The following is a 25,609-nucleotide window of genomic DNA, read 5'->3' as shown; positions in this document are numbered from 1 at the left end:
ATTAAAGACTATGTGTTTTTATCATTATTCCGAGTTTTCCACTAAAATTCTCATCATTTCCAGTGCTGAAACTTTTCCAATAAGTTTTATTTTCCTTTTAGGTGTGGAGTCACCTATCTCATATGTTATACCAACAGCATCATGACCATATAAAAACCATCCTTTGGTATTGGGGGTTTTACTATCGTTTTTGTTTTCATTTACCTCGTAATTAGGTATGTTTTTTTCCAAACTTTTGAACCACTGGGGAATAAAATTGGGCATGGCGGTCTTTGCTCTGGTTTTATTGGTGTAAAAAATATCTTTGTATGTAGAGTGAAAATCTAACCCCAGTATAATTTTACCTCCGCCATCGTTCTTGGAATTGGTTATAAAGGTTGCAACATTCCTGGTTTCTGGTTGGTTGAACACGGCCCAGTCCCTGTTAAGATCTACACCACCACCATTATGCCTCCAGTGGCCGAGGTCAACACCGTCCGGATTAACAATAGGGAAAGCCAAAACCCTATATTTCTCAAAAAAGGTCTTAGAAAGTTCCGATTCTTCCAATATGGTCTCTAAAAAAAACTGGTAGGCAAAAAAACCTGTGATTTCTGGCGGATGTTGACGTGTTAGTAGCACCACAATGGGCTTTCCTTGTTTTGAACCTTTGTAAATATCCAAAACAGGAATGTTTCTTTGAAATTTGGATTTGCCCGCCGATAATAGATGCACATAATCTTCTCTGCCAGAAACTAAGGTGTTTATCCATTTTTCGGTAGCTTTTGATGTTGATAATTCTTGGGCGGATACCAAAATAGGGGTTTTGTCAACGTGTATTTTTATGATGGCTCCATTACCATCTTTTATAACATCTTTTTTCTTTAATTTTTTCCAGCCGTGATCCACACGTTTTATCTTAGGCCTGTATCGGTGCTTGTATTTAGAGGGGTATTTAAAGTTTAGGTATATTTCTTTTTCGCTCTCGGCCCATATTAAGAAGGAATAATAAGCACTGTTATTGATAGGTATGTTTTCGGGTTCAATGAATACGGCAACAGTGCTGTCATTTAGCTTTTTAAAATCGTTTAGGCGAGCTCCTTGAAATTCGTTACTGGCATATATACCGATATCAGTCAATTCAAATGTTTGTTTATTCTGAAATGAGATGCTCCTTGAAATAGTGTTTACACTTTTAGGGAAATAAACTTCCTTTAGCGCTGTTTGGGCATCCATCTCAAACACAAAAGGGGTTGAAATTAGATGCAGCACTAGAAAAAGTTTATAAGCTTCAATACTGGTCTTGATTGAAAAATGCATTACATACGTATTTGTCTCGATTGATTAAATCAAACAAAAGATTGAGAAATAACACTTTGGGTTGAGTATCAACTACGTTTTGTATATGAAGAGGTTGTACAAATACGTATTGATATGATGAATAAATTTATAAAAAAAACTTTACTGTTGAAAATTCAACTTCTGGATTGTAGTTTTTCAAATGGATAAATAGGCTTGAAATGAAGATTTCATACATTTGTAGACAACAAGTCTTTTGAACAGAAATAACAAAGCTTGAACAATGCGGGAAGACCTACTCCATTTTATATGGAGGTGCGATAAGCTTCAAGGACGACCACTTACCACATCAACCTCCGAAAACGTTGTTATTAAAAAAACAGGAAGCTTAAATCTATTGGCTGGTCCGGATTTTTTTAATGCGCAAGTCGAGGTTGGTGGTCAGCTATGGGCTGGCAATGTAGAAATGCACCTCAAATCATCAGATTGGTATATCCACCATCACGAAACGGATTCCAATTACGACAATGTAATTCTGCATGTGGTATGGGAGGACGATATCGCTGTTTTTAGAAAAGATGGTTCCCAGATTCCGACTTTGGAGTTAAAAAATTATATCTCTTCTCAGGTTTTAAGGAAGTATCAACAACTGTTTCAACATTTTAATCCCACTTTTATTAATTGTGAAAAGGATTTTGCCCAGCTAGATTCCTTTTTGGTGGACAATTTTTTGGAAAGACTTTACATAGAGCGACTGGAGCAAAAGTCAAAACTCATTTCCGAACTACTTCAAAAAACCAACAATAATTGGGAAGCTGTACTTTTTGTAATGTTGATGAAGAATTTTGGCTCCAAAGTGAATGGAGATTTCTTTGTGCAAAGAGCTCTGCAGTTGGATTTTTCCAGAATAAGGAAAACTAGCGCCAATCTACATCAATTGGAGAGCCTTCTTTTTGGTTATTTGGGTTTACTAGATGTTGAAGATTGTACCGATTCATATTATTTAGGGCTCCGTAAGGAATATGATTATCTCTCAAAAAAGTTTGAACTGGAACCACCAATGAAAAAACCAGGTTTCTTTGGGTTGCGACCTAATAATTTCCCAACCATCCGAATTTCACAATTAGCGAGTCTCTACCATCGGTATCAAAGTTTGTTTGCCAAATTGATGCAAGTCAATCACGTGAAAGATATCCATGCTATTCTGGCAACGGAGGCCAGCTTGTACTGGGAAAGCCATTTTACCTTTGGAAGGATATCAAAAAAAACTAAAAAGAAACTTTCAAAAAGCTTTATCGACCTATTAATCATCAATACTATAGTCCCTCTCCGTTTCTGTTATTCGAAAAATAAGGGTCTCGCTTGGACCAACGATGTATTGTCTTTGATCACCCAAATAAATCCTGAAAAAAATTCCATTATAGATGGATTTAAGAATTTAGGTTCGAACACTGGGAACGCATTGGAAAGTCAAGCTAAAATTCAACTGTACAACAACTATTGTTTAAAAAATAAATGTCTTCATTGTACCTTGGGCGCTCATTTATTGAACAGAAATACATAATTTTAAATTATGAGTTTGTTTTACAATACCCTCTACTACTTTCAAAAAAGAGGTTTTGAGGTCTGTAGGCGTATCGCCGAACGATTGGGTATCAGGGCCCGGGTAGTCCGAACCACGTTTATTTATCTGACTTTTGCAACATTGGGCTTTGGTTTCGCCCTTTATCTTTTTATTGCATTTTGGTTAAAGATCAAAGATTTGGTCTATACCAAAAGAACCTCAGTCTTTGATCTTTGATTATGATTAGATTACTGCGTTCAAAAATTGTGTGGGCTCTCAGTTTAATGCTGCTCGTGCTACTTTTTGGGGTAGTCGGGTACAAGCTGCTTTCGGATTTTACATGGATTGAGGCCGTTTACATGACCATTATAACGGTCACAACGGTTGGGTTTTCAGAGGTAAGGCCTTTGGATGCCAATGCAAAGATTTTTACCGTATTTTTAATTGTTACCAGTGTTTTTATTTTCGGTTTTGCCATTTCGGTCATTACAGAATATCTATTGGGACGCAATTCGCTCCAGATTTTAAAAAAGAAAAAAGTGAAGAAAAAAATTGACAGCTTGTCCGACCATGTCGTGGTCTGCGGATTTGGAAGAAATGGAATGCAGGCGGCAGAAAAGTTGAAGGCCTATAAAAGGCCATTTGTAGTTGTTGAAAAGGACAAAGAGGTCATAGAGCGCTATGAAGAAGAGATTTTGTTTGTTGAAGGCGATGCCAATGAAGATGAAACCCTTTTGGCCGCCGGGATTGAACGCGCGCAATACCTGATTACCGCTGTTCCTGATGACGCTGAGAACCTTTTCATTGTTCTCTCGGCAAGACAATTAAATAAAAGTCTTTTCATTATTACCCGAGCTTCCCAAGTCACCTCTCAGAGCAAACTTCAATTGGCAGGAGCTAACAAGGTAATTATGCCCGATAAAATAGGAGGGGATTATATGGCGTCTTTAGTGGTCATGCCAGACTTGGTGACCTTTATCAATAAATTATCAGTCGAGGGGGAGCATACTACCAATCTTGAAGAGGTAGAGATTGAGGATTTTACGGATCAAATTGAATGTAATTCCCTTCGCGACTTGGATTTGCGAAAAAGAACAGGTTGTACCATTATAGGTTATATAGAACCCAACGGAAATTATATTATAAATCCCGAAGCTGATTTGGTGTTGGAACCTAAAGGGAAAGTCATTGTTTTAGGACGACCAGAGCAGATAAAAAAGCTCAACCAAATGTTTCAGATAGGGTAGTTTTCTAACTTTTAAATTTGATTCCGTTGAATTTTTTTAGGATATTGCCCACTATACATCAAATTAACATAACCAAATAGAACATTATGAAGTATAAACTTCTTGCGATGATTTCTCTTTTACTACCCTTAATGTCAAATGCACAGGAAAAGGGTTTGGACGAGAGGGTTAACGATGCCTTTATGCCTTTTGCCACTTGGTGGGAAGGCTTTGTGTTAACATCGATTCCAATTGGGGAATACAACATGCCTTTAGTGCTTATTCTACTAATATTTGGAGCTACATTTTTTACCATAAAATTCAAATTTCCTAACATAACCAAGTTTGGGTTGGCCATAAATACGGTAAGAGGAAAATATGATGAGTTGGATCATCATAGTGTGGAAAAAACAGAATTGAGCGCACCAGACGGAGATTTACCCGGTACAATAAAGGATGAAAGCAAGGAAGGAGAGGTAAGCCATTTTCAAGCTTTGGCCACTGCGGTTTCTGGAACAGTAGGTTTAGGAAATATTGCTGGTGTGGCCGTTGCAATTGCGTTGGGTGGTCCCGGAGCTACCTTTTGGATGATTGCTTGTGGTTTAATAGGAATGTCCACCAAATTCGTGGAATGTACCCTAGGTGTAAAGTATAGAGACGTAGGAGAAGACGGTACTGTATATGGCGGTCCCATGTATTATCTGTCCAAGGGATTGAAAGAAAGAGGATTTACTGGACTTGGAAAAGTTTTGGCCATCATTTTTGCCATTCTATGTGTAGGCGCATCATTTGGTGGAGGTAATGCATTTCAGTCTAACCAAGCCGCGGTGCAACTTTCTACGATGTTGAGTTTGGAAGGTGGAGCCACTGGTGTTATTATCGGTGTGGTTTTGGCGTTATTGGTGGGAATTGTGATTATCGGTGGTATTAAGAAAATTGCCAGTGTAACTGAGAAAATAGTTCCGTTTATGGCTGGGGTCTATGTTTTAGCCTCCTTGGTCATCATTTTTGCCAATATCGAATACATTGGGGATGCGTTTGGAATGATCATCGGCGGTGCTTTTACACCTGCCGCTGGACTCGGAGGTATTGTTGGTGTAATTATTGTCGGTTTTCAGAGAGCAGCTTTTTCCAACGAAGCGGGCGCTGGTTCGGCAGCTATTGCTCACTCTGCAGTAAAGACAAAATATCCAGCTAGTGAAGGTGTAGTTGCGCTATTGGAACCATTTATCGATACCGTGGTCATATGCACCATGACCGCTTTGGTAATTATCTTTTTTAATATGGATGCAGGTGCTTTTGATTATGGAAACGCTGTAGGTAGTACAGTGCTGCTTAATGAATCAGGAGCTTATGTGGGAGGAGTTGATTTGACTTCTATGGCCTATGACTCTGTTATTCCAGGATTTAGATATGTACTGACGATTGCTATTATTATGTTCGCATTTTCCACAATGATTTCTTGGTCATATTACGGGTTGCAATCATGGAAATTCCTTTTCGGAAGAGGGAGAACAGCAGATATTGTATACAAAGTAATGTTCCTTTTGTTTGTGGTCATCGGGGCTGGTGCTACACTAGATGCCGTAATCAAATTTTCCGACGCCATGATTTTGGCGCTGGTATTCCCAAATATGATTGGATTATTGTTCTTATTCCCTAGGGTTAGGGAAGAGATGGACAAGTATCTTACGGATATCAAGAATTTTGTGAAGAGCAAATAAATTTCACATTGAATAAAATAAAATCCCACTTTAGATTCAATAAACAAGAACGAAGTGGGATTTTCTTTTTACTCCTCATTATCGTTATTCTTCAAGGAGCATACTTTTATATAAAAACAAAGCCTTTTGGAGGTGAGGCCAAGGTAACGGTGGACATGGCTATGCAAACCAGTGTGGATAGCCTCCGATTTTTAGCATTGCAAGAAAAAAAGACAAAAATCTTTCCTTTTAACCCAAATTACATTAGTGATTACAGAGGATATGCTTTGGGCATGTCAACAGAAGAGCTTGACAAATTGTTTGCTTTTCGAAAGACGGGCAAATTCATTAATTCCGCTTCCGAATTTCAAGAAGTGACCCAAATATCCGACTCCATGCTTACTGCAATTTCACCCTATTTTAATTTTCCTAAATGGACCCAGAGAAATGGCGAAACCAAGAGCACAAGGAAGTCCGCCAGAACGATGGAAAGTCCTGTTGAAATCATCGATTTGAATTCGGCAACCGCTGAACAACTCAAAAAAGTTAGAGGAATAGGAGATAAGTTGTCTGGACGAATCATTAAGTTTAGAGACAGGCTTGGAGGATTTCTAATTAATGAGCAATTGAACGATGTCTACGGTTTGGAATCCGACGTAGTGCAACGCGTACTAGATCAATTTAAGGTGATTCAGCCGCCAAAGGTTCTAAAAATCAACATCAATAATGCAACAGCCGAACAATTGGCACGTTTAATATATATAGGGAAGGATTTGGCCAAGAAAATAGTCACTTTTCGAGAACAAAATGGACCCTTTGATTCTTTCGAAGTACTTAAGAATATAGAGTCGTTCCCTGTCGAAAGGATTGATAGAATTAAGCTATATTTGACCCTATAAAATTGAGCTGATGGTTACGGATACGATGTCCACAATGAACTTTGATTACTCGGATACCCAAAAGATGGTAGCTGAATCTGCGCGGGAATTTGCCCAACAATATATATTGCCCTATGTGATGGAATGGGATGAAAAACAGACCTTTCCTATTGAGGTATTCAAAAAAGCCGGTGAAATGGGTTTTATGGGTGTTTTGGTTCCAGAAGAATTAGGAGGTTCAGGGCTTGGATATCATGAATATGTTGCCATCCTAGAGGAAATTTCAAAGGTTGACCCTGCTATAGGGCTTTCCGTAGCCGCGCATAATTCACTTTGTACAAATCATATTTTATCCTTTGGAAATGAGGAACAGAAACAAAGATGGATTCCTAAATTGGCCACTGCAGAATGGTTGGGGGCATGGGGACTGACTGAACATAATACTGGTTCAGACGCTGGTGGAATGAACACCACTGCTGTAAAAGATGGGGACCACTGGGTTTTGAATGGTGCTAAAAATTTCATAACCCATGGCAAGAGCGGAGATATTGCCGTTGTGATTGCTAGGACCGGAGAAAAAGGAGATAGCCATGGGATGACAGCTTTTGCCATCGAAAAAGGAACACCAGGGTTTACAAGTGGTAAAAAAGAGGATAAATTGGGAATGCGTGCCAGCGAGACGGCAGAATTGATATTTTCAGACTGTCGTATATCTGACGCAAATAGACTTGGGAAAGTTGGAGATGGTTTTATCCAATCGATGAAAGTACTGGATGGTGGAAGGATTTCCATCGGAGCCCTGTCGCTTGGTGTGGCCAAAGGGTCGTATGAAGCAGCCCTTAAATACTCCAAGGAAAGAGTTCAGTTCGGGAAACCTATAAGTGAGTTTCAGGGAATATCTTTCAAATTGGCAGATATGGCTACGGAAATTGAAGCTGCCGAACTGCTTTTGCATAAGGCTGCCTTTCTAAAGAATGAAGGTAGACCCATGACCAAATTGGGTGCCATGTCGAAGATGTATGCCTCTGAAATTTGCGTAAAGGCCGCCAATGAGGCGGTTCAAATTCATGGCGGATATGGCTATACCAAAGATTTTCCTGTAGAGAAATTTTATCGTGATGCCAAGCTGTGTACCATTGGAGAAGGCACCACCGAAATCCAAAAAGTGGTCATTTCAAGAAATATTCTAAAGTAATTTGCCCATTACTAATTAATACTTGTATATTTGCACTCCAAAATCTAAAAGAGAGGAGGTTGTAGCCCATGTTAATAATACCAGTAAAAGAAGGAGAAAACATCGATAGAGCTTTAAAGCGTTTCAAGCGTAAGTTTGATAAGACAGGTACAATGCGCCAGTTGAGAAAAAGGCAGCAGTTTACAAAACCTTCTGTAAAGCGTAGAGCTGAAATTCAAAAAGCTCAATATATACAAGGACTTAGAGATCAAGAAGAGATTTAGGTCTTTGACACAAACAAATTAAGAATCCCGTTCCAATAGGAGCGGGATTTTTTTTGTTGCAATAGCTGAACTGTTTGGGTAACTTTGAATATGTCCTTAGCTGCTTTCATATCCTATCTCAGACTTGAAAAGAATTATTCTGAGCATACCATCCTGGCTTATCAAAGGGATTTAGAAACGTTTATGAATTTTTGCCGCTCTGATTACGACTTAAGCTCCATAGATGATATTGATTATCCTGTCATTAGAGGCTGGATTATCTCCTTAGTTGGCAAAAAGATTTCGAATCGTACTATAAACAGAAAAATATCCTCCCTTCGGGCTTACTATCGGTTTTTGCAGAAAATTGGGCAGATTTCGGTTACTCCTTTAAAAAAACATAAAGCTCTAAAAACGAAAAAGAAGTTGGAAGTGCCTTTTTCAGAAGAAGAGATGGAAAAAATTCTCTCTGAGATTCCTTTCGAAGAAAGTTTTGAAGGTGCTCGCGATAGATTGATTGTGGAGTTATTATACGCGACAGGAATGCGTAGGACAGAATTGGTGAATATTAAACTTACGGATTATGACCGATCCGGTAATACCTTAAAAGTGTTGGGAAAAAGAAATAAGGAGCGTATACTGCCTCTTTTGCCTAGCACCATAGAAGTAGTGTTAAGGTATTTGAAGTATCGAAATGAACTAGAAGAGGTGGTGGATGCCTCGTATCTTTTTTTAACCAAAGGAGGGCTTAAAATTTACGAAACACTTGTTTATCGTACCATAAATAAGTATTTTAGTTTGGTATCCCCTAAGGTAAAAAAGAGTCCGCATATTCTGAGACACACTTTTGCCACGCATCTGCTGAACAGGGGAGCGGACATGAATGCTGTGAAAGAGTTATTGGGTCATTCAAGTTTGGCGTCTACCCAGGTGTATACACACAATAGTATAGCCGAACTTAAAAAGGTGCATGCCAAGGCCCATCCAAGAAATAAGGGATAGCCCCATTCCTTATAATTGTTTAACCAGTCTGCCAAAAGGTAGCCCTAAAAACTAAATCTTATGAAAGTAAATACGCAATCGGTAAATTTTGTAGCTGATGGAAAGCTGATGGATTTTGTCCAAAAGCGAATGGATAAATTGGAACAATTCTATGACAAGGTCATTGGTTCCGATGTATATTTAAAGGTTGATAATACAAGTGCAAAAGAAAATAAGATAGTGGAAATTAAGGTGTTGGTGCCTAGGGATAATTTTATTGTAAAGAAACAATGCAAAACTTTTGAGGAAGCAGTGGATTCTGCCTGTAGTTCGTTGGAGAGACAATTGGTTAAAAAGAAAGAAAAACTTAGAGCAAAAGCTTGATGAAAATTTTTCAAAATTTATTTTGATTAAAAAAATAAATATATACATTTGCAGTCCGTTAGAAATAGCGGGCTTTTTTTATGGAAAAAAGGCCATAAAATGCCGATGTAGCTCAGCTGGCTAGAGCAGCTGATTTGTAATCAGCAGGTCGTGGGTTCGAGTCCCTCCATCGGCTCGTAACATATTGAAAATAAGGCGGGGAGATACTCAAGCGGCCAACGAGGGCAGACTGTAAATCTGCTGACTATGTCTTCGCAGGTTCGAATCCTGCTCTCCCCACAAACAAATTTTTGAAAGAAAGTTTGTTTTGAGAAGTTTTTTGAAATATTGAAGTGTTTTTTGGGTTTAGCCCAAATAAAAAATGCGGGAGTAGCTCAGTTGGTAGAGCGTCAGCCTTCCAAGCTGAATGTCGCCGGTTCGAACCCGGTCTCCCGCTCTAAAGTCATCCTTGCGAAAGCAAGAATCTCTTCCAAATTTATGGGAGAACTATTTTGAAGTAGTTGATTCAGCACTTTACGCCGGTGTAGCTCAGGGGTAGAGCGTTTCCTTGGTAAGGAAGAGGTCACGAGTTCAAATCTCGTCATTGGCTCAAAACGATTTGTACACTAATATAAACTAAGATTAAAATTATTTAAAATGGCAAAGGAAACTTTTGATCGTTCCAAACCGCACTTAAATATTGGTACTATTGGCCACGTGGATCACGGAAAAACTACGTTGACCGCTGCTATTACTACCGTATTGGCTAACGCGGGATTGTCAGAGCTTAGAAGCTTTGACTCTATTGATAATGCCCCTGAAGAAAAAGAAAGAGGTATTACCATCAACACTTCTCACGTAGAGTATCAAACAGCTAACCGTCACTATGCCCACGTTGACTGTCCAGGTCACGCGGATTACGTAAAGAACATGGTTACTGGTGCTGCTCAAATGGACGGTGCTATCTTGGTTGTTGCTGCAACTGATGGTCCTATGCCACAAACTCGTGAGCACATTCTTTTAGGTCGTCAGGTTGGTATTCCAAGAATCGTTGTTTTCTTGAATAAAGTTGACATGGTTGACGATGAAGAACTTTTGGAACTTGTTGAGATGGAAGTAAGAGAATTGCTTTCTTTCTATGAGTACGATGGTGACAACGGACCTGTTATCTCTGGTTCTGCTCTTGGTGCACTTAACGGTGAGCAAAAGTGGGTTGATACCGTAATGGAGTTAATGACTGCTGTTGACGAGTGGATCGAGCTTCCAAAAAGAGATGTAGATAAAGATTTCTTGATGCCTGTTGAAGATGTATTCACCATTACTGGTCGTGGTACTGTTGCTACAGGACGTATCGAAACTGGTGTTGCCAATACAGGTGATGCTGTTGATATCATTGGTATGGGTGCTGAGAAATTAGCTTCTACAATTACTGGTGTTGAGATGTTCCGTAAGATTTTGGATAGAGGTGAAGCTGGTGATAACGTAGGTATCCTTTTGAGAGGTATTGAAAAATCCGATATCAAAAGAGGTATGGTAATCTGTAAGCCAGGTTCCGTTAAGCCGCACGCTAAATTCAAAGCTGAGGTTTATATCCTTAAAAAAGAAGAAGGTGGTCGTCACACGCCATTCCATAACAACTACCGTCCACAGTTCTACGTAAGAACTACTGACGTAACAGGGAACATTGGTCTTCCTGATGGAGTTGAAATGGTTATGCCAGGTGATAACTTGACCATCAACGTTGATTTGATTCAGCCGATTGCATTGAGCGTAGGTCTGCGTTTCGCTATCCGTGAAGGTGGTAGAACAGTAGGTGCTGGTCAGGTTACCGAGATTTTAGATTAATCATTTTACAATAAATATTGCACTAAAGGGTGTTCCGTTGCGGCGGAATACCTTTCAGTGTAATTATAAACGGGTGTGGTTCATCTCTGAAATTTGAGATAGTAAAGACGCCAAATTTTACGGGCGTAGCTCAGTTGGTAGAGCACTGGTCTCCAAAACCAGGTGTCGGGAGTTCGAGTCTCTCCGCCCGTGCGAGAAAATACAATAATTATGTTCACGTACATAAAGGAATCATTTGAGGAATTAAAAAGCAATGTGACTTGGTTGAACAGGGAAAAAGCCTCCAACCTTATGGTTGTAGTTGCTGTTTTTTCAATTTTGTTTGCATTGGCAACTTGGGGTGTTGATTCCCTTTTTAGCAAGTTGATTCGATTGTATTTTGATAACATAATAGGGTAGTTAGGATATGTCTGAGGTTCTGGAGAAAAAATGGTATGTAGTAAGGGCTGTTAGTGGTCAAGAGAACAAAATCAAAGGTTACATTGAAAGTGAGGTGGAGCGTAATGGTTTTGGTGACTATCTAGAGGAGGTTCTTGTTCCTACTGAAAAAGTAGTTCAGATTCGAAATGGAAAGAAAATCAATAAAGAAAGAGTTTACTTTCCAGGATATATTATGATAAAGGCCAATTTGGGTGGGGAAATGGTGCACATTATTCGCTCCATTACCAACGTCATTGGCTTCTTGGGTGAAGTTAAAGGCGGTGATCCCGTTCCATTAAGGAAATCTGAGGTAAACCGTATGCTAGGAAAAGTGGATGAGCTAGCTGTGAATACAGATAACGTGGCCATTCCATTTGTGTTGGGTGAAACCGTTAAGGTTATTGATGGTCCTTTCAATGGGTTCAATGGAACTGTTGAGAAAATCAATGAAGAAAAACGTAAGCTAGAGGTAATGGTGAAGATTTTCGGAAGAAAGACACCGTTAGAGCTCAGCTATATGCAAGTTGAAAAAGTTTAATCAGAGGTCTGATATCAGATATCTGAAAAATAATAGAGCTGTTACATATATAAAGTTGTGTTGCTTCCAATTGACACACTTTCATTTTAATTAAAAACAATGGCAAAAGAAGTAGATAAGGTAGTTAAATTACAAGTTAGGGGAGGTGCTGCGAATCCATCGCCACCGGTTGGACCCGCCTTAGGTGCTGCTGGTGTTAACATCATGGAGTTCTGTAAGCAGTTTAATGCTCGTACGCAGGACAAGCCAGGTAAAGTTTTACCTGTTGTTATCACCGTTTACAAAGACAAATCTTTCGAGTTTGTTGTAAAAACACCACCCGCGGCAGTTCAATTGATGGAAGCAGCTAAGATTAAAAAAGGATCTGGCGAACCTAACAGGGTTAAATCTGGTTCAGTATCATGGGATCAGGTAAAAGCAATCGCTGAAGACAAAATGGTCGATTTGAATGCGTTTACAGTGGAATCTGCAATGAGTATGGTTGCGGGTACTGCACGTTCCATGGGACTTAAAGTGGCCGGTAAAAGACCTTTTTAAAATCTTAAAGCAATTTATAATGGCAAGATTGACTAAAAAGCAAAAAGACGCTAATTCCAAAATAGACAAAAACAAATTGTACTCTTTGGAAGAAGCATCAGCTTTGGTAAAAGAAATAACCAATGTAAAATTTGACGCTTCCATTGACCTTGCAGTTCGTTTGGGTGTAGATCCTCGAAAAGCAAATCAAATGGTGCGTGGTGTTGTTACCCTTCCTCATGGAACTGGTAAGGACGTTAAAGTTTTAGCATTGGTGACCCCAGATAAGGAAGCAGAAGCTAAAGAAGCGGGTGCAGACTTTGTTGGGTTGGATGAATATTTGGATAAAATTAAAGGCGGTTGGACCGATGTTGATGTGATCATCACCATGCCAAGCGTTATGGGTAAACTAGGTCCTTTAGGTAGAGTTTTGGGGCCAAGAGGTTTAATGCCCAATCCAAAAACCGGTACAGTAACTATGGATGTCGCAAAAGCAGTATCCGAAGTTAAAGCTGGTAAGATTGATTTTAAAGTGGACAAAACTGGAATTGTACATGCTGCAATAGGAAAGGCTTCTTTCTCAGCGGATAAGATTGCAGGTAATGCTAAGGAATTGTTAGATACTTTAGTTAAAATGAAGCCTGCCGCCGCAAAAGGAGTTTATATGAAGAGCATCTATTTGTCCAGTACTATGAGTCCTAGTGTTCAATTAGATCCAAAAGCAGTTTCGTAACTGGTAGTTCAATATTTTAATTATGACAAGAGAAGAAAAAGCAATCGTAATAGAAGACTTGACTGCGCAGTTGGCTGATAACGCTAATATTTATTTGGCGGATATTTCAGGATTGGATGCGACAACCACTTCTAACCTTAGAAGAGCTTGTTTTAAAGCCAATATTAAACTTGCAGTTGTTAAGAACACCTTGCTTGCAAAAGCAATGGAGGCTTCTGATAAGGAATTTGGTGAACTCCCCGAAGTATTGAAAGGCAATACATCTTTGATGTTGTCCGAAACCGGGAATGCACCTGCGAAACTTATCAAAAATTTCAGAAAAAAATCAGATAGACCTTTACTTAAAGGAGCTTTTATAGAAGAAGCAGTTTATGTAGGGGATGAAAACCTTGAAGCACTTGTTAATATCAAGTCTAAAGAGGAAGTTATTGGGGATATTATCGGATTGTTACAATCACCAGCCAAGAATGTTATTTCTGGACTTAAATCTGGTGGCGGTAAATTGGCCGGTATCCTTAAGACATTATCTGAGAAAGAATAATTCGCGCACAATAAACTAAGTATATTTTAAAAATTTGATTAAACGATAGAAAAATGGCAGATTTAAAAGATTTTGCAGAACAGTTGGTTAACCTAACAGTAAAAGAGGTAAACGAGTTGGCCGACATATTAAAAGAAGAATACGGTATTGAGCCTGCTGCTGCTGCAGTAGCCGTTGCTGGTGGTGGTGCTGCCGGTGGTGGTGAAGAAGCTGCAGAGGAAAAATCAGAATTTGATGTAATCCTTACTGCTGCTGGTGGTTCTAAATTGGCAGTTGTAAAACTAGTTAAGGAATTGACTGGTCTTGGATTAAAAGATGCTAAAGACATCGTTGACAGCGCACCAAAAGCTGTTAAAGAAGGTGTTGCCAAAGATGAGGCAGAAGGTATCAAAAAATCATTGGAAGAAGCAGGAGCAGAAGTTGAGCTTAAATAATAGCTTTTACCATACAAATTTGGTTAAGGTCTTTCCATAATAATGGTTAGACCTTAGCCTATTTAATAGGAGTGTATAAAGTCGTACACGGCCCGCAGTAATATTTCACGATCAAAATTTGTCCATTGATGTTCACAAACACTACTGAAAGAGTAAATTTCGCATCCGCTAAGAACATACCGGAATACCCGGATTTCTTGGACATTCAGATTAAATCGTTTCAAGACTTTTTTCAACTTGAAACTAAATCTGACGAAAGAGGAAATGAAGGTCTCTACAATACCTTCATGGAAAATTTTCCCATTACAGACACTAGAAACCAATTCGTACTCGAATTTCTAGATTATTTTATAGACCCACCAAGATATTCTATCCAAGAATGTATCGAACGTGGCCTTACCTATAGCGTTCCATTAAAAGCTAGGTTAAAATTATATTGTACCGATCCAGAGCACGAGGATTTTGAAACCATCGTTCAAGATGTGTACTTGGGTACCATTCCTTACATGACCCCAAGTGGAACTTTCGTGATCAATGGTGCCGAAAGGGTTGTAGTTTCCCAGTTGCACAGATCTCCTGGAGTTTTCTTCGGTCAATCTTTCCACGCCAACGGAACCAAGTTGTATTCAGCTAGGGTAATTCCTTTTAAAGGTTCTTGGATTGAATTTGCAACCGATATCAATAGTGTGATGTACGCTTACATTGATAGAAAGAAAAAGTTACCTGTTACAACACTTTTCCGTGCTATCGGATTTGAGCGTGACAAGGATATTTTGGAAATTTTCGACCTTTCTGAAGAAGTAAAGGTCTCCAAAGCCGGATTGAAAAAAGTATTGGGCCGAAAATTGGCCGCAAGGGTACTGAACACATGGCATGAGGATTTTGTGGATGAAGATACAGGAGAAGTTGTTTCTATTGAAAGAAACGAGATTATCCTTGATCGTGACACTGTTTTGGAAAAGGAGCACATCGACGAGATTATTGATGCCGATGTGAAGACAATCCTTCTTCATAAAGAAAACAATACACAGTCGGATTATGCAATTATCCACAATACATTGCAAAAAGACCCTACCAACTCTGAAAAAGAAGCGGTAGAGCATATTTATAGACAATTGCGTAATGCCGAGCCGCCAGATGAGGAAACGGCTCGTGGTATTATCGACAAATTGTTCTTCTCTGACCAACGTTACAACTTAGGAGAAGTTGGTCGTTACAGAATGAACAAGAAACTGGGTCTTGATATTGGAATGGACAAACAAGTTTTGACCAAGGAAGATATCATAACCATCATCAAATATTTGATCGAGTTGATCAACTCCAAAGCGGAGATTGATGATATTGATCACTTGTCTAACCGTCGAGTTAGAACCGTTGGTGAGCAATTGTCGTCTCAGTTTGGTGTTGGTTTGGCACGTATGGCACGTACCATTCGTGAGCGTATGAACGTTCGTGACAACGAGGTATTTACCCCTATTGATTTGATCAATGCAAAGACTTTGTCTTCGGTGATCAACTCGTTCTTTGGTACAAACCAGCTTTCCCAGTTCATGGATCAAACCAATCCATTGGCGGAGATTACACACAAAAGAAGATTGTCCGCACTTGGACCTGGTGGTCTTTCACGTGAAAGAGCAGGTTTCGAGGTTCGTGACGTTCACTATACGCACTACGGAAGACTTTGCCCTATTGAAACGCCTGAAGGACCAAACATTGGTTTGATTTCTTCACTTTCAGTATTTGCCAAGGTCAATCCTATGGGCTTCTTGGAAACTCCATACCGCAAAGTGGAAAATGGTGTTGTTGATACCAAGGAGTATACCTATCTAAGTGCTGAAGAAGAAGAAGGAATGAAGATTTCCCAAGCAAACATCCCCATGGATGACAAAGGGAAAATTGAAGATGATAAAGTAATTGCACGTGAAGAAGGTGACTTCCCGGTTGTTGCCCCATCTGAGGTAAATTACACGGATGTTGCCCCGAACCAAATTGCTTCTATCTCTGCTTCTTTGATTCCATTCTTGGAGCACGATGATGCGAACCGTGCGTTGATGGGATCAAACATGATGCGTCAGGCCGTACCATTGCTTAGACCACAATCTCCGATTGTAGGTACTGGGTTGGAAAGACAAGTGGCTACAGATTCTCGAGTATTGATTAATGCGGAAGGAGACGGAACTGTGGAATATGTGGATGCTCAAAAGATTACCATAAAATACTCAAGGTCAGACGAAGAAAGATTAGTAAGTTTTGAAGAAGATTCTAAGACTTACGAACTTGTTAAGTTCAGAAAGACCAACCAAGGTACCAACATTAACCTAAAACCTATTGTTAGAAAAGGTGATAAGGTTAAAAAAGGTGAAGTGCTTTGTGAAGGGTACGCCACCGAAAAAGGTGAATTGGCACTGGGTAGAAACATGAAAGTGGCATTTATGCCATGGAAAGGATACAACTTTGAGGATGCGATCGTGATTTCCGAAAAAGTGGTACGCGAAGATATCTTTACTTCTATCCATATCGATGAATATGCCTTGGAGGTAAGGGATACCAAATTGGGAGCGGAGGAATTGACCAATGATATTCCTAATGTTTCTGAAGAGGCCACTAAAGATTTGGACGAATACGGTATGATCCGTATTGGTGCCGAGGTAAAGCCCGGTGATATTCTTATCGGTAAGATTACACCAAAAGGTGAATCTGACCCAACTCCAGAGGAAAAATTATTGCGTGCCATCTTTGGTGACAAAGCGGGAGACGTAAAAGATGCTTCCTTAAAAGCTTCGCCTTCCTTAAGAGGGGTAGTTATCGACAAGAAATTGTTCTCACGTTCCATCAAGGACAAGCGTAAGCGTTCTGAGGATAAAGAAGCCATCTCTAGATTGGAAATGGACTACGAAGTGAAGTTCCAGCAATTAAAAGATGTTCTTGTAGAGAAACTCTTTGGATTGATTAGCGGAAAAACATCTCAAGGTGTCATCAACGATTTGGGTGAAGAAGTACTTCCAAAAGGAAAGAAATACACCATCAAAATGTTGAACGCCGTTGACGATTTCGCACACTTGGTGGGCGGAAGCTGGACAACGGACGATAAGACCAATGCTTTGGTTGCCGATTTGTTGCACAACTATAAAATCAAGTTGAACGACATTCAAGGAAACCTTAGAAGAGATAAGTTTACTATTTCTGTTGGAGATGAACTACCTGCAGGAATCATGAAGTTGGCCAAAGTTTACATAGCGAAAAAACGTAAGCTTAAAGTTGGTGATAAAATGGCAGGTCGTCACGGTAACAAGGGTATCGTTGCGCGAATCGTTCGTCAAGAAGACATGCCGTTTTTGGAAGATGGAACACCGGTTGACATTGTATTGAACCCACTTGGGGTACCTTCCCGTATGAACATTGGTCAGATTTACGAAACTGTTCTTGGATGGGCAGGTTTGAAATTGGGCAAAAAATACGGAACTCCAATTTTTGATGGAGCTACCTTGGATCAAATTAACGCTTATACTGATGAGGCGGGCGTGCCTAGATTTGGACATACCCACTTATACGATGGAGGTACAGGTCAGCGATTTGACCAAGCAGCTACTGTAGGGGTGATTTACATGTTGAAATTGGGTCACATGGTAGACGATAAGATGCACGCACGATCTATTGGACCATACTCGTTGATCACACAACAACCATTGGGTGGTAAAGCTCAGTTTGGAGGTCAGCGTTTTGGTGAGATGGAGGTATGGGCATTGGAAGCTTATGGAGCTTCTTCTACCCTTCGTGAAATCTTGACCGTAAAATCCGATGATGTAATCGGAAGGGCCAAGACCTATGAGTCCATTGTAAAAGGTGAGACCATGCCAGAACCTGGATTACCAGAATCTTTCAACGTATTGATGCACGAACTTAAAGGTTTGGGCTTGGATATCAGATTGGAAGAAAAGAACACTATATAAAGCATTTTTAATCATATCATCTCCATAGTATTATGGCTAGAATAAAAGATAATAACGCACCAAAAAGGTTTGATAAAATTTCCATCGGATTGGCTTCTCCAGAGTCTATTTTGGCAGAGTCAAGAGGTGAAGTTTTAAAACCGGAGACCATTAACTACAGAACGCACAAACCGGAACGTGATGGTTTGTTCTGTGAGCGTATATTCGGACCTGTAAAAGATTACGAATGCGCATGTGGAAAGTACAAACGTATTCGCTATCGCGGAATTGTTTGTGATCGTTGTGGTGTTGAAGTAACGGAGAAAAAAGTACGTAGAGACCGTGTGGGGCATATCAATCTTGTGGTCCCTGTAGCGCACATCTGGTATTTCCGTTCACTTCCGAACAAAATAGGATACCTTTTAGGTCTTCCATCCAAGAAATTGGATATGATCATCTATTACGAAAGATATGTGGTCATCCAACCTGGCGTTGCCAAAGGTCCAGAAGGTGAGGAAATCAATAAAATGGATTTCTTGACCGAAGAGGAATACCTGAATATTTTGGAATCACTTCCAAGTGAGAACCAATATTTGGAAGATACCGACCCCAATAAGTTTATCGCTAAAATGGGAGCGGAATGTTTGATTGACCTTTTGGGTAGGATTGACTTGGAAGAACTTTCATATCAATTGAGGCACAAGGCCAATACCGAAACTTCCAAGCAACGTAAAACAGAAGCGTTGAAGCGTCTTCAAGTTGTTGAGGCAATTCGTGAATCACAGAATAATAGAGAGAACAAACCTGAGTGGATGATCATGAAGGTGGTTCCAGTAATTCCACCTGAATTACGTCCATTGGTTCCTTTGGATGGTGGTCGTTTTGCTACTTCAGATTTGAACGATTTATACCGTAGGGTTATTATCCGTAACAATCGTTTAAAGCGATTGATGGAAATTAAGGCTCCTGAGGTAATCTTGAGGAATGAAAAGCGTATGCTTCAAGAAGCGGTGGATTCACTTTTCGATAATACTAGAAAGGCATCTGCTGTCAAAACAGAATCTAACAGACCATTAAAATCCCTTTCTGATTCTTTGAAAGGTAAACAAGGTCGTTTCCGTCAAAACCTATTGGGTAAACGTGTGGATTACTCTGCTCGTTCCGTAATTGTGGTTGGCCCGGAAATGAAGTTGTACGAGTGTGGTCTTCCAAAAGATATGGCTGCTGAGCTTTATAAACCTTTCGTAATCAGAAAACTGATTGAAAGAGGGATTGTAAAAACAGTAAAATCAGCCAAGAAAATCATAGACAAAAAAGAGCCTGTGGTTTGGGATATCTTGGAGAACGTCCTTAAAGGACACCCAGTACTATTGAACCGGGCCCCCACACTACACAGATTGGGTATCCAAGCTTTCCAACCTAAGTTGATAGAAGGTAAGGCTATTCGCTTGCACCCATTGGCATGTACGGCATTTAACGCGGATTTCGATGGTGACCAGATGGCGGTTCACTTGCCACTGGGACCTGAAGCTATTTTGGAAGCGCAATTATTGATGTTGGCCTCACAGAATATCTTGAATCCAGCCAACGGCTCTCCAATTACTGTACCTTCTCAGGATATGGTATTGGGTCTGTATTATATGACCAAAGAAAGAAAATCAACCAAGGAAGTTCCGATTAAAGGAGAAGGGTTGACGTTCTATTCAGCTGAAGAAGTTGTGATTGCCCATAACGAAGGGGTAGTAGACTTGAACGCGGGAATCAAAGTGCGTGCAAAGGATTTTAATGAAGAAGGAGAACTTGTAAACCAGATTATCGAAACCACCGTAGGTCGCGTGTTGTTCAACCGCGTGGTTCCAGAACAAGCAGGTTACATCAATACAGTTTTGAACAAGAAATCCTTGCGTAACATTATCGGGGATATTCTCGCTGTGACCGATGTGCCGGCTACAGCTGAATTCTTGGACAAGATTAAGACGATGGGATACGAATTCGCCTTTAAAGGAGGTTTGTCCTTCAGTTTAGGTGATATTATTATTCCACCAGAGAAACATGACATGATCAATGATGCCAACGAGCAAGTCGATGGTATTATGATGAACTATAACATGGGTCTTATCACCAATAACGAAAGATACAACCAGGTTATTGATGTTTGGACTTCTACCAATGCCATGTTGACCGAATTGGCCATGAAGCGAATTCGTGAAGATCAGCAAGGATTCAACTCGGTGTATATGATGTTGGATTCTGGAGCAAGGGGTTCTAAAGAGCAGATTCGTCAGTTGACTGGTATGCGTGGATTGATGGCTAAGCCTAAAAAATCTACAGCTGGTGGTGGTGAGATTATTGAAAACCCAATTCTTTCCAACTTTAAGGAAGGATTATCCATTTTGGAATACTTTATCTCTACTCACGGTGCACGTAAAGGTCTTGCAGATACCGCTTTGAAAACTGCGGATGCTGGATACCTGACCCGTCGTTTGGTGGATGTTTCCCAAGATGTGATCATCAATATTGATGATTGTGGTACACTTCGTGGAATTGAGGTTCAGGCCCTGAAGAAAAATGAAGAAGTGGTTGAAACCCTTGGGGAAAGAATCCTTGGTAGGGTTTCATTGCATGATGTTTATAATCCGTTGACTGAAGAATTGATTTTAGCTGCTGGACAAGAGATTTCAGAAGCTGATGTCAGGAAAGTCAATGCTGCGCCAATTGAGAAAATTGAAGTACGTTCCGCTTTGACTTGTGAGGCGCCTAAGGGTATCTGCGCCAAATGTTACGGTAGAAACTTGGCGACGAATAAAATGGTTCAAAGAGGTGAGGCTGTTGGTGTTGTTGCTGCTCAGTCCATCGGTGAACCAGGTACACAGCTTACCTTGCGTACTTTCCACGTAGGGGGTATTGCAGGTAACATTTCTGAGGATAATAAATTAGAAGCTAAGTTTGAAGGTATTGCAGAAATCGAGGACTTGAGAACTGTAGTAGGGGAGAACAGTGAAGGTGAAAAAGCCAACATTGTAATCTCTAGAACATCAGAAATTAAGGTTGTTGATGCCAATACAGGTATTACCTTAAGCACGAATAACATTCCTTATGGCTCTCAATTGTTCGTAAAGAATGGTGCCAAAATTAAACCAGGCACCGTGATTTGTCAGTGGGATCCATATAACGGAGTTATTGTTTCTGAATTTACTGGACAGATTGCTTACGAGAATATCGAGCAGGGAGTTACTTATCAGGTAGAAATCGATGAACAAACCGGTTTCCAGGAAAAGGTAATTTCTGAATCTAGGAATAAGAAACTTATCCCAACCTTATTGATTAAGGATGGAAAAGGAGAGACCTTACGTTCTTATAACTTGCCAGTAGGTTCACACATTATGGTGGATGATGGTGAGAAAATCAAAGAAGGTAAGATTTTGGTGAAGATTCCGCGTAAATCTGCAAAAGCAGGGGATATTACAGGTGGTCTTCCAAGGGTGACCGAGCTTTTCGAAGCGCGTAACCCATCCAACCCAGCGGTTGTCTCTGAAATTGATGGTGTAGTTTCCTTTGGTAAGATCAAACGTGGTAACCGTGAGATTATTATTGAATCAAAGACGGGTGAAATCAAGAAGTACTTGGTAAAACTATCCAACCAGATTTTGGTTCAGGAGAACGATTATGTTCGCGCTGGTATGCCATTATCTGATGGATCCATTACTCCTGAAGATATTTTATCCATCAAAGGACCATCTGCAGTTCAACAATACTTGGTGAACGAAGTACAAGAAGTTTACCGTTTACAAGGTGTGAAGATTAACGATAAGCACTTTGAGGTAGTTGTTAGACAGATGATGCGTAAAGTTCGTATCGAGGATTCTGGAGATACAACATTCTTGGAGAACCAGTTGGTGCATAAGGATGACTTTATCCGTGAGAACGATGAGATTTTCGGAAAGAAAGTGATTGAAGACGCTGGAGATTCTGAAAACTTAAAAGCTGGTCAAATAGTTACAGCTAGAGAGCTTAGGGATGAAAACTCCATTTTGCGTAGAGAAGATAAAACTTTGGTGTCAGCCAGAGATGCAGTTGCAGCAACAGCAACGCCAATCTTACAAGGTATTACCAGAGCTTCGCTTCAGACAAAATCGTTCATCTCTGCTGCATCGTTCCAAGAGACTACTAAAGTATTGAACGAAGCTGCTGTAAGCGGTAAGGTTGATACTTTGGAAGGATTGAAGGAGAATGTCATCGTAGGACATAAAATTCCAGCCGGTACCGGTATGAGGGATTATGATAGTATCATCGTAGGTTCAAAAGAAGAATACGATGAAATCATGGCCCGAAAAGAGGAATTCAAATTCTAATAAACAAACCCTGGCGAAAGTCAGGGTTTTCTTTTTTTAAGGTCGGACATGACCGTCACCCTGAATTTATTTCGGGGTCTCATCAAAATTTATTGTCATGGAAGAATATTCCTTCTTTAACTTAGCAATAAATCCAAAACAATTTTAAAACAAAAATTATAATGGCTGAAAACGATAAAAATCAAAAACAAATCAATATAGAACTGGATGAAAAAACTGCCGAGGGAACCTATTCCAATTTGGCAATCATAAATCATTCTGTATCCGAATTTGTAGTGGATTTTATTAGCATGATGCCGGGAGCACCTAAAGCTAAAGTAAAGAGCAGGATTGTTCTGACCCCACAGCACGCTAAGAAATTTTTAAAAGCATTAAGCGATAATGTGACACGATTTGAACAGGCCCATGGTACCATCAAAGATTATGAGCAGCCTCCGATTCCCTTGAATTTTGGGCCAACTGGAGAAGCATAAAACAAAAAACCTGACATTTAATGTCAGGTTTTTTATTACTTCATATTTTACTACTTAGGTTAACCAACCCTTTTGAATTGCTTTTTTAGAAAAATAGATTAGGGCAAGTCCTATCACCACTACCAAAATGGGCATAGTATAAGCTGCACCGCCATAAACTTCTGCGGCATTTTGTAGAAATAGCCAATTGATGAATTGAATTACAGCTGTTACCAAGGACACCACGAATAGGGGTTTTGCCCATTTTTTTCGTAGCAAAAGACCAATGGAAGCAATGACTCCCGAAAAAACCGCAAGAGCGAACGCCGCTGTTGCCCAAGCTGGGATACCTTCAAAAAGTGCGCGTTGTTCCTGGGTCATGGCTTCCAACATTTCAACTTGATTGAATTTAGTATACAAATAATTGTACACACCCATTGAATTCCAAAGAAGCGCCAAGACACTTACCATCCAAAACCAGATTGGTGGCTTGTTTGAATCAGTCATAAGAACAGTTTTTATTGGTTACAGCCAATAAAGTACAAAAAATGTAGAAATGTTCTTCGTTTTAAACTATTTATAATGAGAAGTTTAGGTATGAATGGTGCTAAATTGTTACCTCCGAGGTAAAACGAAGAACAACGGAGGGGTACTTTTGCTGGGTCATTTGAAGTGAGAAAGCGGAATCTGCCAAAAACACCAACTGCCCTTGTTTATCTGTGGCTAAAAACTTCTGCTTTACCCGTTTGAATTCCTTAAATTCCTCACCGTTAGGATCTTCTGAATCTACCCAGCAGGCCTTGTGTACAGGGAAGTTTTCATAAGTACATTTGGCACCATATTCATGCTCTAAGCGATATTGGATTACTTCATATTGAAGAGCTCCGACAGTTCCTATGACTTTTCTACCGTTCATTTCAAGGGTGAACAACTGCGCAACCCCCTCATCCATAAGTTGATCGATGCCCTTATAAAGCTGTTTGGCCTTCATCGGGTCTGCGTTGTTGATATATCTAAAATGCTCAGGGGAAAAACTTGGAATGCCTTTATAGTTCAATTTTTCACCACTGGTAAGCGTATCTCCGATTTTGAAGTTGCCCGTATCATGAAGTCCTACAATGTCTCCAGGAAAGGATACATCCACAATCTCCTTTTTTTCAGCAAAAAAGGCGTTGGGACTTGAAAACTTTAACTTCTTATCTTGTCGAACATGAAGGTAAGGTTTGTTACGTTCAAAAGTACCCGAAACTATTTTTATAAATGCCAATCGATCTCGGTGTTTCGGGTCCATATTAGCATGGATTTTAAAAACAAAACCGGAAAAATCCTTCTCATCAGATGCCACAAGTCGCTCCTCCGCCATTTTTGCCCTAGGTGCAGGTGCAATATCCACAAAACAGTCCAGCAGCTCCCTAACACCAAAATTATTTAGAGCAGATCCAAAAAACACAGGCTGCTGAGTTCCATTTAAATAAGCCTCTTTGTCAAACTCTGGATAAACACCCGAAACCAGTTCCAGATTGTCTCTAAGCTCTAACGCCGAAGCTTCTCCGATAATGTTTTCCAATTCAGGATTTTCAATATCTGTAAAGGCTATGGTTTCTTCAATGTTCTGCTTACTATTACCGCTAAATAGATTGATGTTTTTTTCGTAGATATTATAAATGCCCTTGAAATCATAGCCCATCCCAATCGGAAAGCTCAATGGCGTGACTGAAAGCCCTAATTTTTGCTCAACTTCGTCCAGAAGGTCAAAAGCATCTTTCCCTTCTCGATCTAACTTATTGATGAAAACAATCATGGGAATGTTGCGCATACGGCATACTTCGACCAATTTTTCGGTCTGTTCCTCTACACCTTTGGCCACATCTATTACAACGATTACACTATCCACCGCGGTCAATGTTCTGAAAGTATCCTCTGCAAAATCTTTGTGACCGGGTGTATCAAGAATATTGATTTTTTTGTCATTATAGATGAACGCCAATACAGAAGTAGCTACGGAAATCCCACGCTGTCGCTCTATTTCCATAAAATCACTGGTGGCGGATTTTTTAATCTTATTGTTTTTGACCGCTCCCGCTTCTTGGATTGCTCCTCCGAACAACAAAAGTTTTTCGGTTAATGTGGTCTTTCCGGCATCTGGGTGCGAAATAATTCCAAAAGTTCTCCGTCTAGCTATTTCTGATACAAAATCCATCTACAAAATTTCGGCAAAAATAGCGTAATTATCTCTTTTTAAACCCATATTGGAAACTCTAAATAGTTGTTGATAGTATGGGGACAAAAAAAGAAGAATTACTTGCTCCATGAGTAAAAGTGAAGTAATTTTCGCATGTCGTTTTTTTGATTTTTACCGAAACGTAATCTTTTTTATATCACTGTCCGTATAAATAATAGTGGCAGGTAATGACAAGGA

Annotated in this window: 22 protein-coding genes and 5 tRNA genes; 24 read left to right on the top strand and 3 right to left on the bottom strand. The window is 39.9% G+C overall.

Going from position 1 to position 25,609, the window contains the following annotated elements; genetic code table 11:
• Positions 1-24: 24 nt before the first annotated feature.
• Positions 25-1,299 (bottom strand): M14 family metallopeptidase, encoded by a 1,275-nt coding sequence (locus E4661_RS07870; protein ID WP_240751428.1) that lies wholly within the window; start codon positions 1,297-1,299, stop codon positions 25-27.
• Positions 1,300-1,561: 262 nt separating this feature from the next.
• Between E4661_RS07870 and E4661_RS07865 the strand changes: the two genes are divergently transcribed.
• The 24 genes from E4661_RS07865 to E4661_RS07750 all read left to right on the top strand — a co-directional run bounded on the left by E4661_RS07865 (position 1,562) and on the right by E4661_RS07750 (position 23,211).
• Positions 1,562-2,842, top strand: coding sequence for a DUF2851 family protein (locus E4661_RS07865; RefSeq protein ID WP_136466285.1), 1,281 nt, complete (start codon positions 1,562-1,564; stop codon positions 2,840-2,842).
• Between the two features lie 9 nt (positions 2,843-2,851).
• A complete protein-coding gene (locus tag E4661_RS07860) occupies positions 2,852-3,079 on the top strand; it encodes a PspC domain-containing protein (protein WP_073181456.1) in 228 nt (75 codons plus the stop codon).
• A 2-nt stretch (positions 3,080-3,081) separates the two neighbouring features.
• Positions 3,082-4,089 carry a potassium channel family protein gene (locus tag E4661_RS07855; RefSeq protein ID WP_136466284.1) on the top strand — a complete coding sequence of 336 codons (1,008 nt, stop codon included), beginning with the start codon at positions 3,082-3,084 and terminating at the stop codon, positions 4,087-4,089.
• A gap of 86 nt (positions 4,090-4,175) precedes the next feature.
• Positions 4,176-5,792 carry an alanine/glycine:cation symporter family protein gene (locus E4661_RS07850; protein WP_136466283.1) on the top strand — a complete coding sequence of 539 codons (1,617 nt, stop codon included), beginning with the start codon at positions 4,176-4,178 and terminating at the stop codon, positions 5,790-5,792.
• An 8-nt stretch (positions 5,793-5,800) separates the two neighbouring features.
• Entirely contained in the window at positions 5,801-6,670 is an 870-nt protein-coding gene (locus E4661_RS07845; RefSeq protein ID WP_136466282.1) for a ComEA family DNA-binding protein, read from the top strand.
• Between the two features lie 34 nt (positions 6,671-6,704).
• A complete protein-coding gene (locus E4661_RS07840; RefSeq protein WP_136466460.1) occupies positions 6,705-7,844 on the top strand; it encodes an acyl-CoA dehydrogenase family protein in 1,140 nt (379 codons plus the stop codon).
• A gap of 68 nt (positions 7,845-7,912) precedes the next feature.
• A complete protein-coding gene (rpsU, locus tag E4661_RS07835; protein WP_073181465.1) occupies positions 7,913-8,107 on the top strand; it encodes a 30S ribosomal protein S21 in 195 nt (64 codons plus the stop codon).
• A gap of 90 nt (positions 8,108-8,197) precedes the next feature.
• Positions 8,198-9,088: a tyrosine-type recombinase/integrase gene (locus E4661_RS07830; RefSeq protein ID WP_136466281.1), complete on the top strand. Its 891-nt coding sequence runs from the start codon at positions 8,198-8,200 to the stop codon at positions 9,086-9,088.
• A gap of 60 nt (positions 9,089-9,148) precedes the next feature.
• Positions 9,149-9,451, top strand: a complete 303-nt coding sequence (hpf, locus tag E4661_RS07825) for a ribosome hibernation-promoting factor, HPF/YfiA family (protein WP_136466280.1) — start codon at positions 9,149-9,151, stop codon at positions 9,449-9,451.
• Positions 9,452-9,552: 101 nt separating this feature from the next.
• Positions 9,553-9,626 (top strand) — tRNA-Thr (locus tag E4661_RS07820).
• Positions 9,627-9,648: 22 nt separating this feature from the next.
• Positions 9,649-9,730, top strand: a tRNA-Tyr gene (locus tag E4661_RS07815).
• 84 nt (positions 9,731-9,814) lie between these two features.
• Positions 9,815-9,887, top strand: a tRNA-Gly gene (locus E4661_RS07810).
• Between the two features lie 81 nt (positions 9,888-9,968).
• Positions 9,969-10,040: transfer RNA gene (locus E4661_RS07805), tRNA-Thr, on the top strand.
• Between the two features lie 47 nt (positions 10,041-10,087).
• Complete coding sequence (gene tuf, locus E4661_RS07800) at positions 10,088-11,275, top strand: elongation factor Tu (protein WP_136466279.1); 1,188 nt, start codon at positions 10,088-10,090, stop codon at positions 11,273-11,275.
• A gap of 119 nt (positions 11,276-11,394) precedes the next feature.
• Positions 11,395-11,467: transfer RNA gene (locus E4661_RS07795), tRNA-Trp, on the top strand.
• An 18-nt stretch (positions 11,468-11,485) separates the two neighbouring features.
• A complete protein-coding gene (secE, locus tag E4661_RS07790; RefSeq protein ID WP_136466278.1) occupies positions 11,486-11,674 on the top strand; it encodes a preprotein translocase subunit SecE in 189 nt (62 codons plus the stop codon).
• Positions 11,675-11,681: 7 nt separating this feature from the next.
• Complete coding sequence (gene nusG, locus E4661_RS07785) at positions 11,682-12,233, top strand: transcription termination/antitermination protein NusG (RefSeq protein ID WP_136466277.1); 552 nt, start codon at positions 11,682-11,684, stop codon at positions 12,231-12,233.
• 99 nt (positions 12,234-12,332) lie between these two features.
• Positions 12,333-12,770: a 50S ribosomal protein L11 gene (rplK, locus tag E4661_RS07780; protein ID WP_136466276.1), complete on the top strand. Its 438-nt coding sequence runs from the start codon at positions 12,333-12,335 to the stop codon at positions 12,768-12,770.
• Positions 12,771-12,789: 19 nt separating this feature from the next.
• The gene (rplA, locus tag E4661_RS07775; RefSeq protein WP_136466275.1) at positions 12,790-13,482 is read left to right on the top strand and encodes a 50S ribosomal protein L1; all 693 of its coding nucleotides are present in this window, start codon (positions 12,790-12,792) and stop codon (positions 13,480-13,482) included.
• A 22-nt stretch (positions 13,483-13,504) separates the two neighbouring features.
• A complete protein-coding gene (gene rplJ / locus E4661_RS07770; RefSeq protein ID WP_136466274.1) occupies positions 13,505-14,023 on the top strand; it encodes a 50S ribosomal protein L10 in 519 nt (172 codons plus the stop codon).
• 53 nt (positions 14,024-14,076) lie between these two features.
• Positions 14,077-14,457, top strand: a complete 381-nt coding sequence (rplL, locus tag E4661_RS07765; protein WP_136466273.1) for a 50S ribosomal protein L7/L12 — start codon at positions 14,077-14,079, stop codon at positions 14,455-14,457.
• A gap of 128 nt (positions 14,458-14,585) precedes the next feature.
• Entirely contained in the window at positions 14,586-18,407 is a 3,822-nt protein-coding gene (rpoB, locus tag E4661_RS07760) for a DNA-directed RNA polymerase subunit beta (RefSeq protein ID WP_136466272.1), read from the top strand.
• Between the two features lie 32 nt (positions 18,408-18,439).
• Complete coding sequence (rpoC, locus tag E4661_RS07755; RefSeq protein WP_136466271.1) at positions 18,440-22,738, top strand: DNA-directed RNA polymerase subunit beta'; 4,299 nt, start codon at positions 18,440-18,442, stop codon at positions 22,736-22,738.
• 161 nt (positions 22,739-22,899) lie between these two features.
• Positions 22,900-23,211, top strand: coding sequence for a DUF3467 domain-containing protein (locus E4661_RS07750; RefSeq protein WP_136466270.1), 312 nt, complete (start codon positions 22,900-22,902; stop codon positions 23,209-23,211).
• Between the two features lie 54 nt (positions 23,212-23,265).
• Here E4661_RS07750 and E4661_RS07745 read toward each other — a convergent pair whose 3' ends face one another.
• Positions 23,266-23,697, bottom strand: a complete 432-nt coding sequence (locus E4661_RS07745; protein WP_136466269.1) for a hypothetical protein — start codon at positions 23,695-23,697, stop codon at positions 23,266-23,268.
• Positions 23,698-23,797: 100 nt separating this feature from the next.
• On the bottom strand, positions 23,798-25,390 hold the full coding sequence (locus tag E4661_RS07740) for a peptide chain release factor 3 (protein WP_136466268.1): 1,593 nt from the start codon (positions 25,388-25,390) through the stop codon (positions 23,798-23,800).
• Positions 25,391-25,609: the final 219 nt, after the last annotated feature.

This window comes from Flagellimonas onchidii, assembly GCF_004804315.1.
Taxonomy (GTDB): Bacteria; Bacteroidota; Bacteroidia; order Flavobacteriales; family Flavobacteriaceae; genus Flagellimonas; species Flagellimonas onchidii.
The sequence above is the reverse complement of the archived record's forward strand: the minus strand, read 5'-3'. Positions and strand labels throughout refer to the sequence as shown.

Coding starts and splice junctions, on each gene's coding strand:
- tuf (WP_136466279.1), top strand. CDS start 10,088: ATGGCAAAGGAAACTTTTGATCGTTCCAAACCGCACTTAAATATTGGT.
- hpf (WP_136466280.1), top strand. CDS start 9,149: ATGAAAGTAAATACGCAATCGGTAAATTTTGTAGCTGATGGAAAGCTG.
- E4661_RS07860 (WP_073181456.1), top strand. CDS start 2,852: ATGAGTTTGTTTTACAATACCCTCTACTACTTTCAAAAAAGAGGTTTT.
- rplK (WP_136466276.1), top strand. CDS start 12,333: ATGGCAAAAGAAGTAGATAAGGTAGTTAAATTACAAGTTAGGGGAGGT.
- rpoB (WP_136466272.1), top strand. CDS start 14,586: ATGTTCACAAACACTACTGAAAGAGTAAATTTCGCATCCGCTAAGAAC.
- E4661_RS07870 (WP_240751428.1), bottom strand. CDS start 1,299: ATGCATTTTTCAATCAAGACCAGTATTGAAGCTTATAAACTTTTTCTA.
- E4661_RS07855 (WP_136466284.1), top strand. CDS start 3,082: ATGATTAGATTACTGCGTTCAAAAATTGTGTGGGCTCTCAGTTTAATG.
- E4661_RS07745 (WP_136466269.1), bottom strand. CDS start 23,697: ATGACTGATTCAAACAAGCCACCAATCTGGTTTTGGATGGTAAGTGTC.
- E4661_RS07740 (WP_136466268.1), bottom strand. CDS start 25,390: ATGGATTTTGTATCAGAAATAGCTAGACGGAGAACTTTTGGAATTATT.
- E4661_RS07750 (WP_136466270.1), top strand. CDS start 22,900: ATGGCTGAAAACGATAAAAATCAAAAACAAATCAATATAGAACTGGAT.
- E4661_RS07840 (WP_136466460.1), top strand. CDS start 6,705: ATGAACTTTGATTACTCGGATACCCAAAAGATGGTAGCTGAATCTGCG.
- rplL (WP_136466273.1), top strand. CDS start 14,077: ATGGCAGATTTAAAAGATTTTGCAGAACAGTTGGTTAACCTAACAGTA.
- rpsU (WP_073181465.1), top strand. CDS start 7,913: ATGTTAATAATACCAGTAAAAGAAGGAGAAAACATCGATAGAGCTTTA.
- E4661_RS07865 (WP_136466285.1), top strand. CDS start 1,562: ATGCGGGAAGACCTACTCCATTTTATATGGAGGTGCGATAAGCTTCAA.
- E4661_RS07830 (WP_136466281.1), top strand. CDS start 8,198: ATGTCCTTAGCTGCTTTCATATCCTATCTCAGACTTGAAAAGAATTAT.
- rplJ (WP_136466274.1), top strand. CDS start 13,505: ATGACAAGAGAAGAAAAAGCAATCGTAATAGAAGACTTGACTGCGCAG.
- rplA (WP_136466275.1), top strand. CDS start 12,790: ATGGCAAGATTGACTAAAAAGCAAAAAGACGCTAATTCCAAAATAGAC.
- nusG (WP_136466277.1), top strand. CDS start 11,682: ATGTCTGAGGTTCTGGAGAAAAAATGGTATGTAGTAAGGGCTGTTAGT.
- rpoC (WP_136466271.1), top strand. CDS start 18,440: ATGGCTAGAATAAAAGATAATAACGCACCAAAAAGGTTTGATAAAATT.
- E4661_RS07850 (WP_136466283.1), top strand. CDS start 4,176: ATGAAGTATAAACTTCTTGCGATGATTTCTCTTTTACTACCCTTAATG.
- secE (WP_136466278.1), top strand. CDS start 11,486: ATGTTCACGTACATAAAGGAATCATTTGAGGAATTAAAAAGCAATGTG.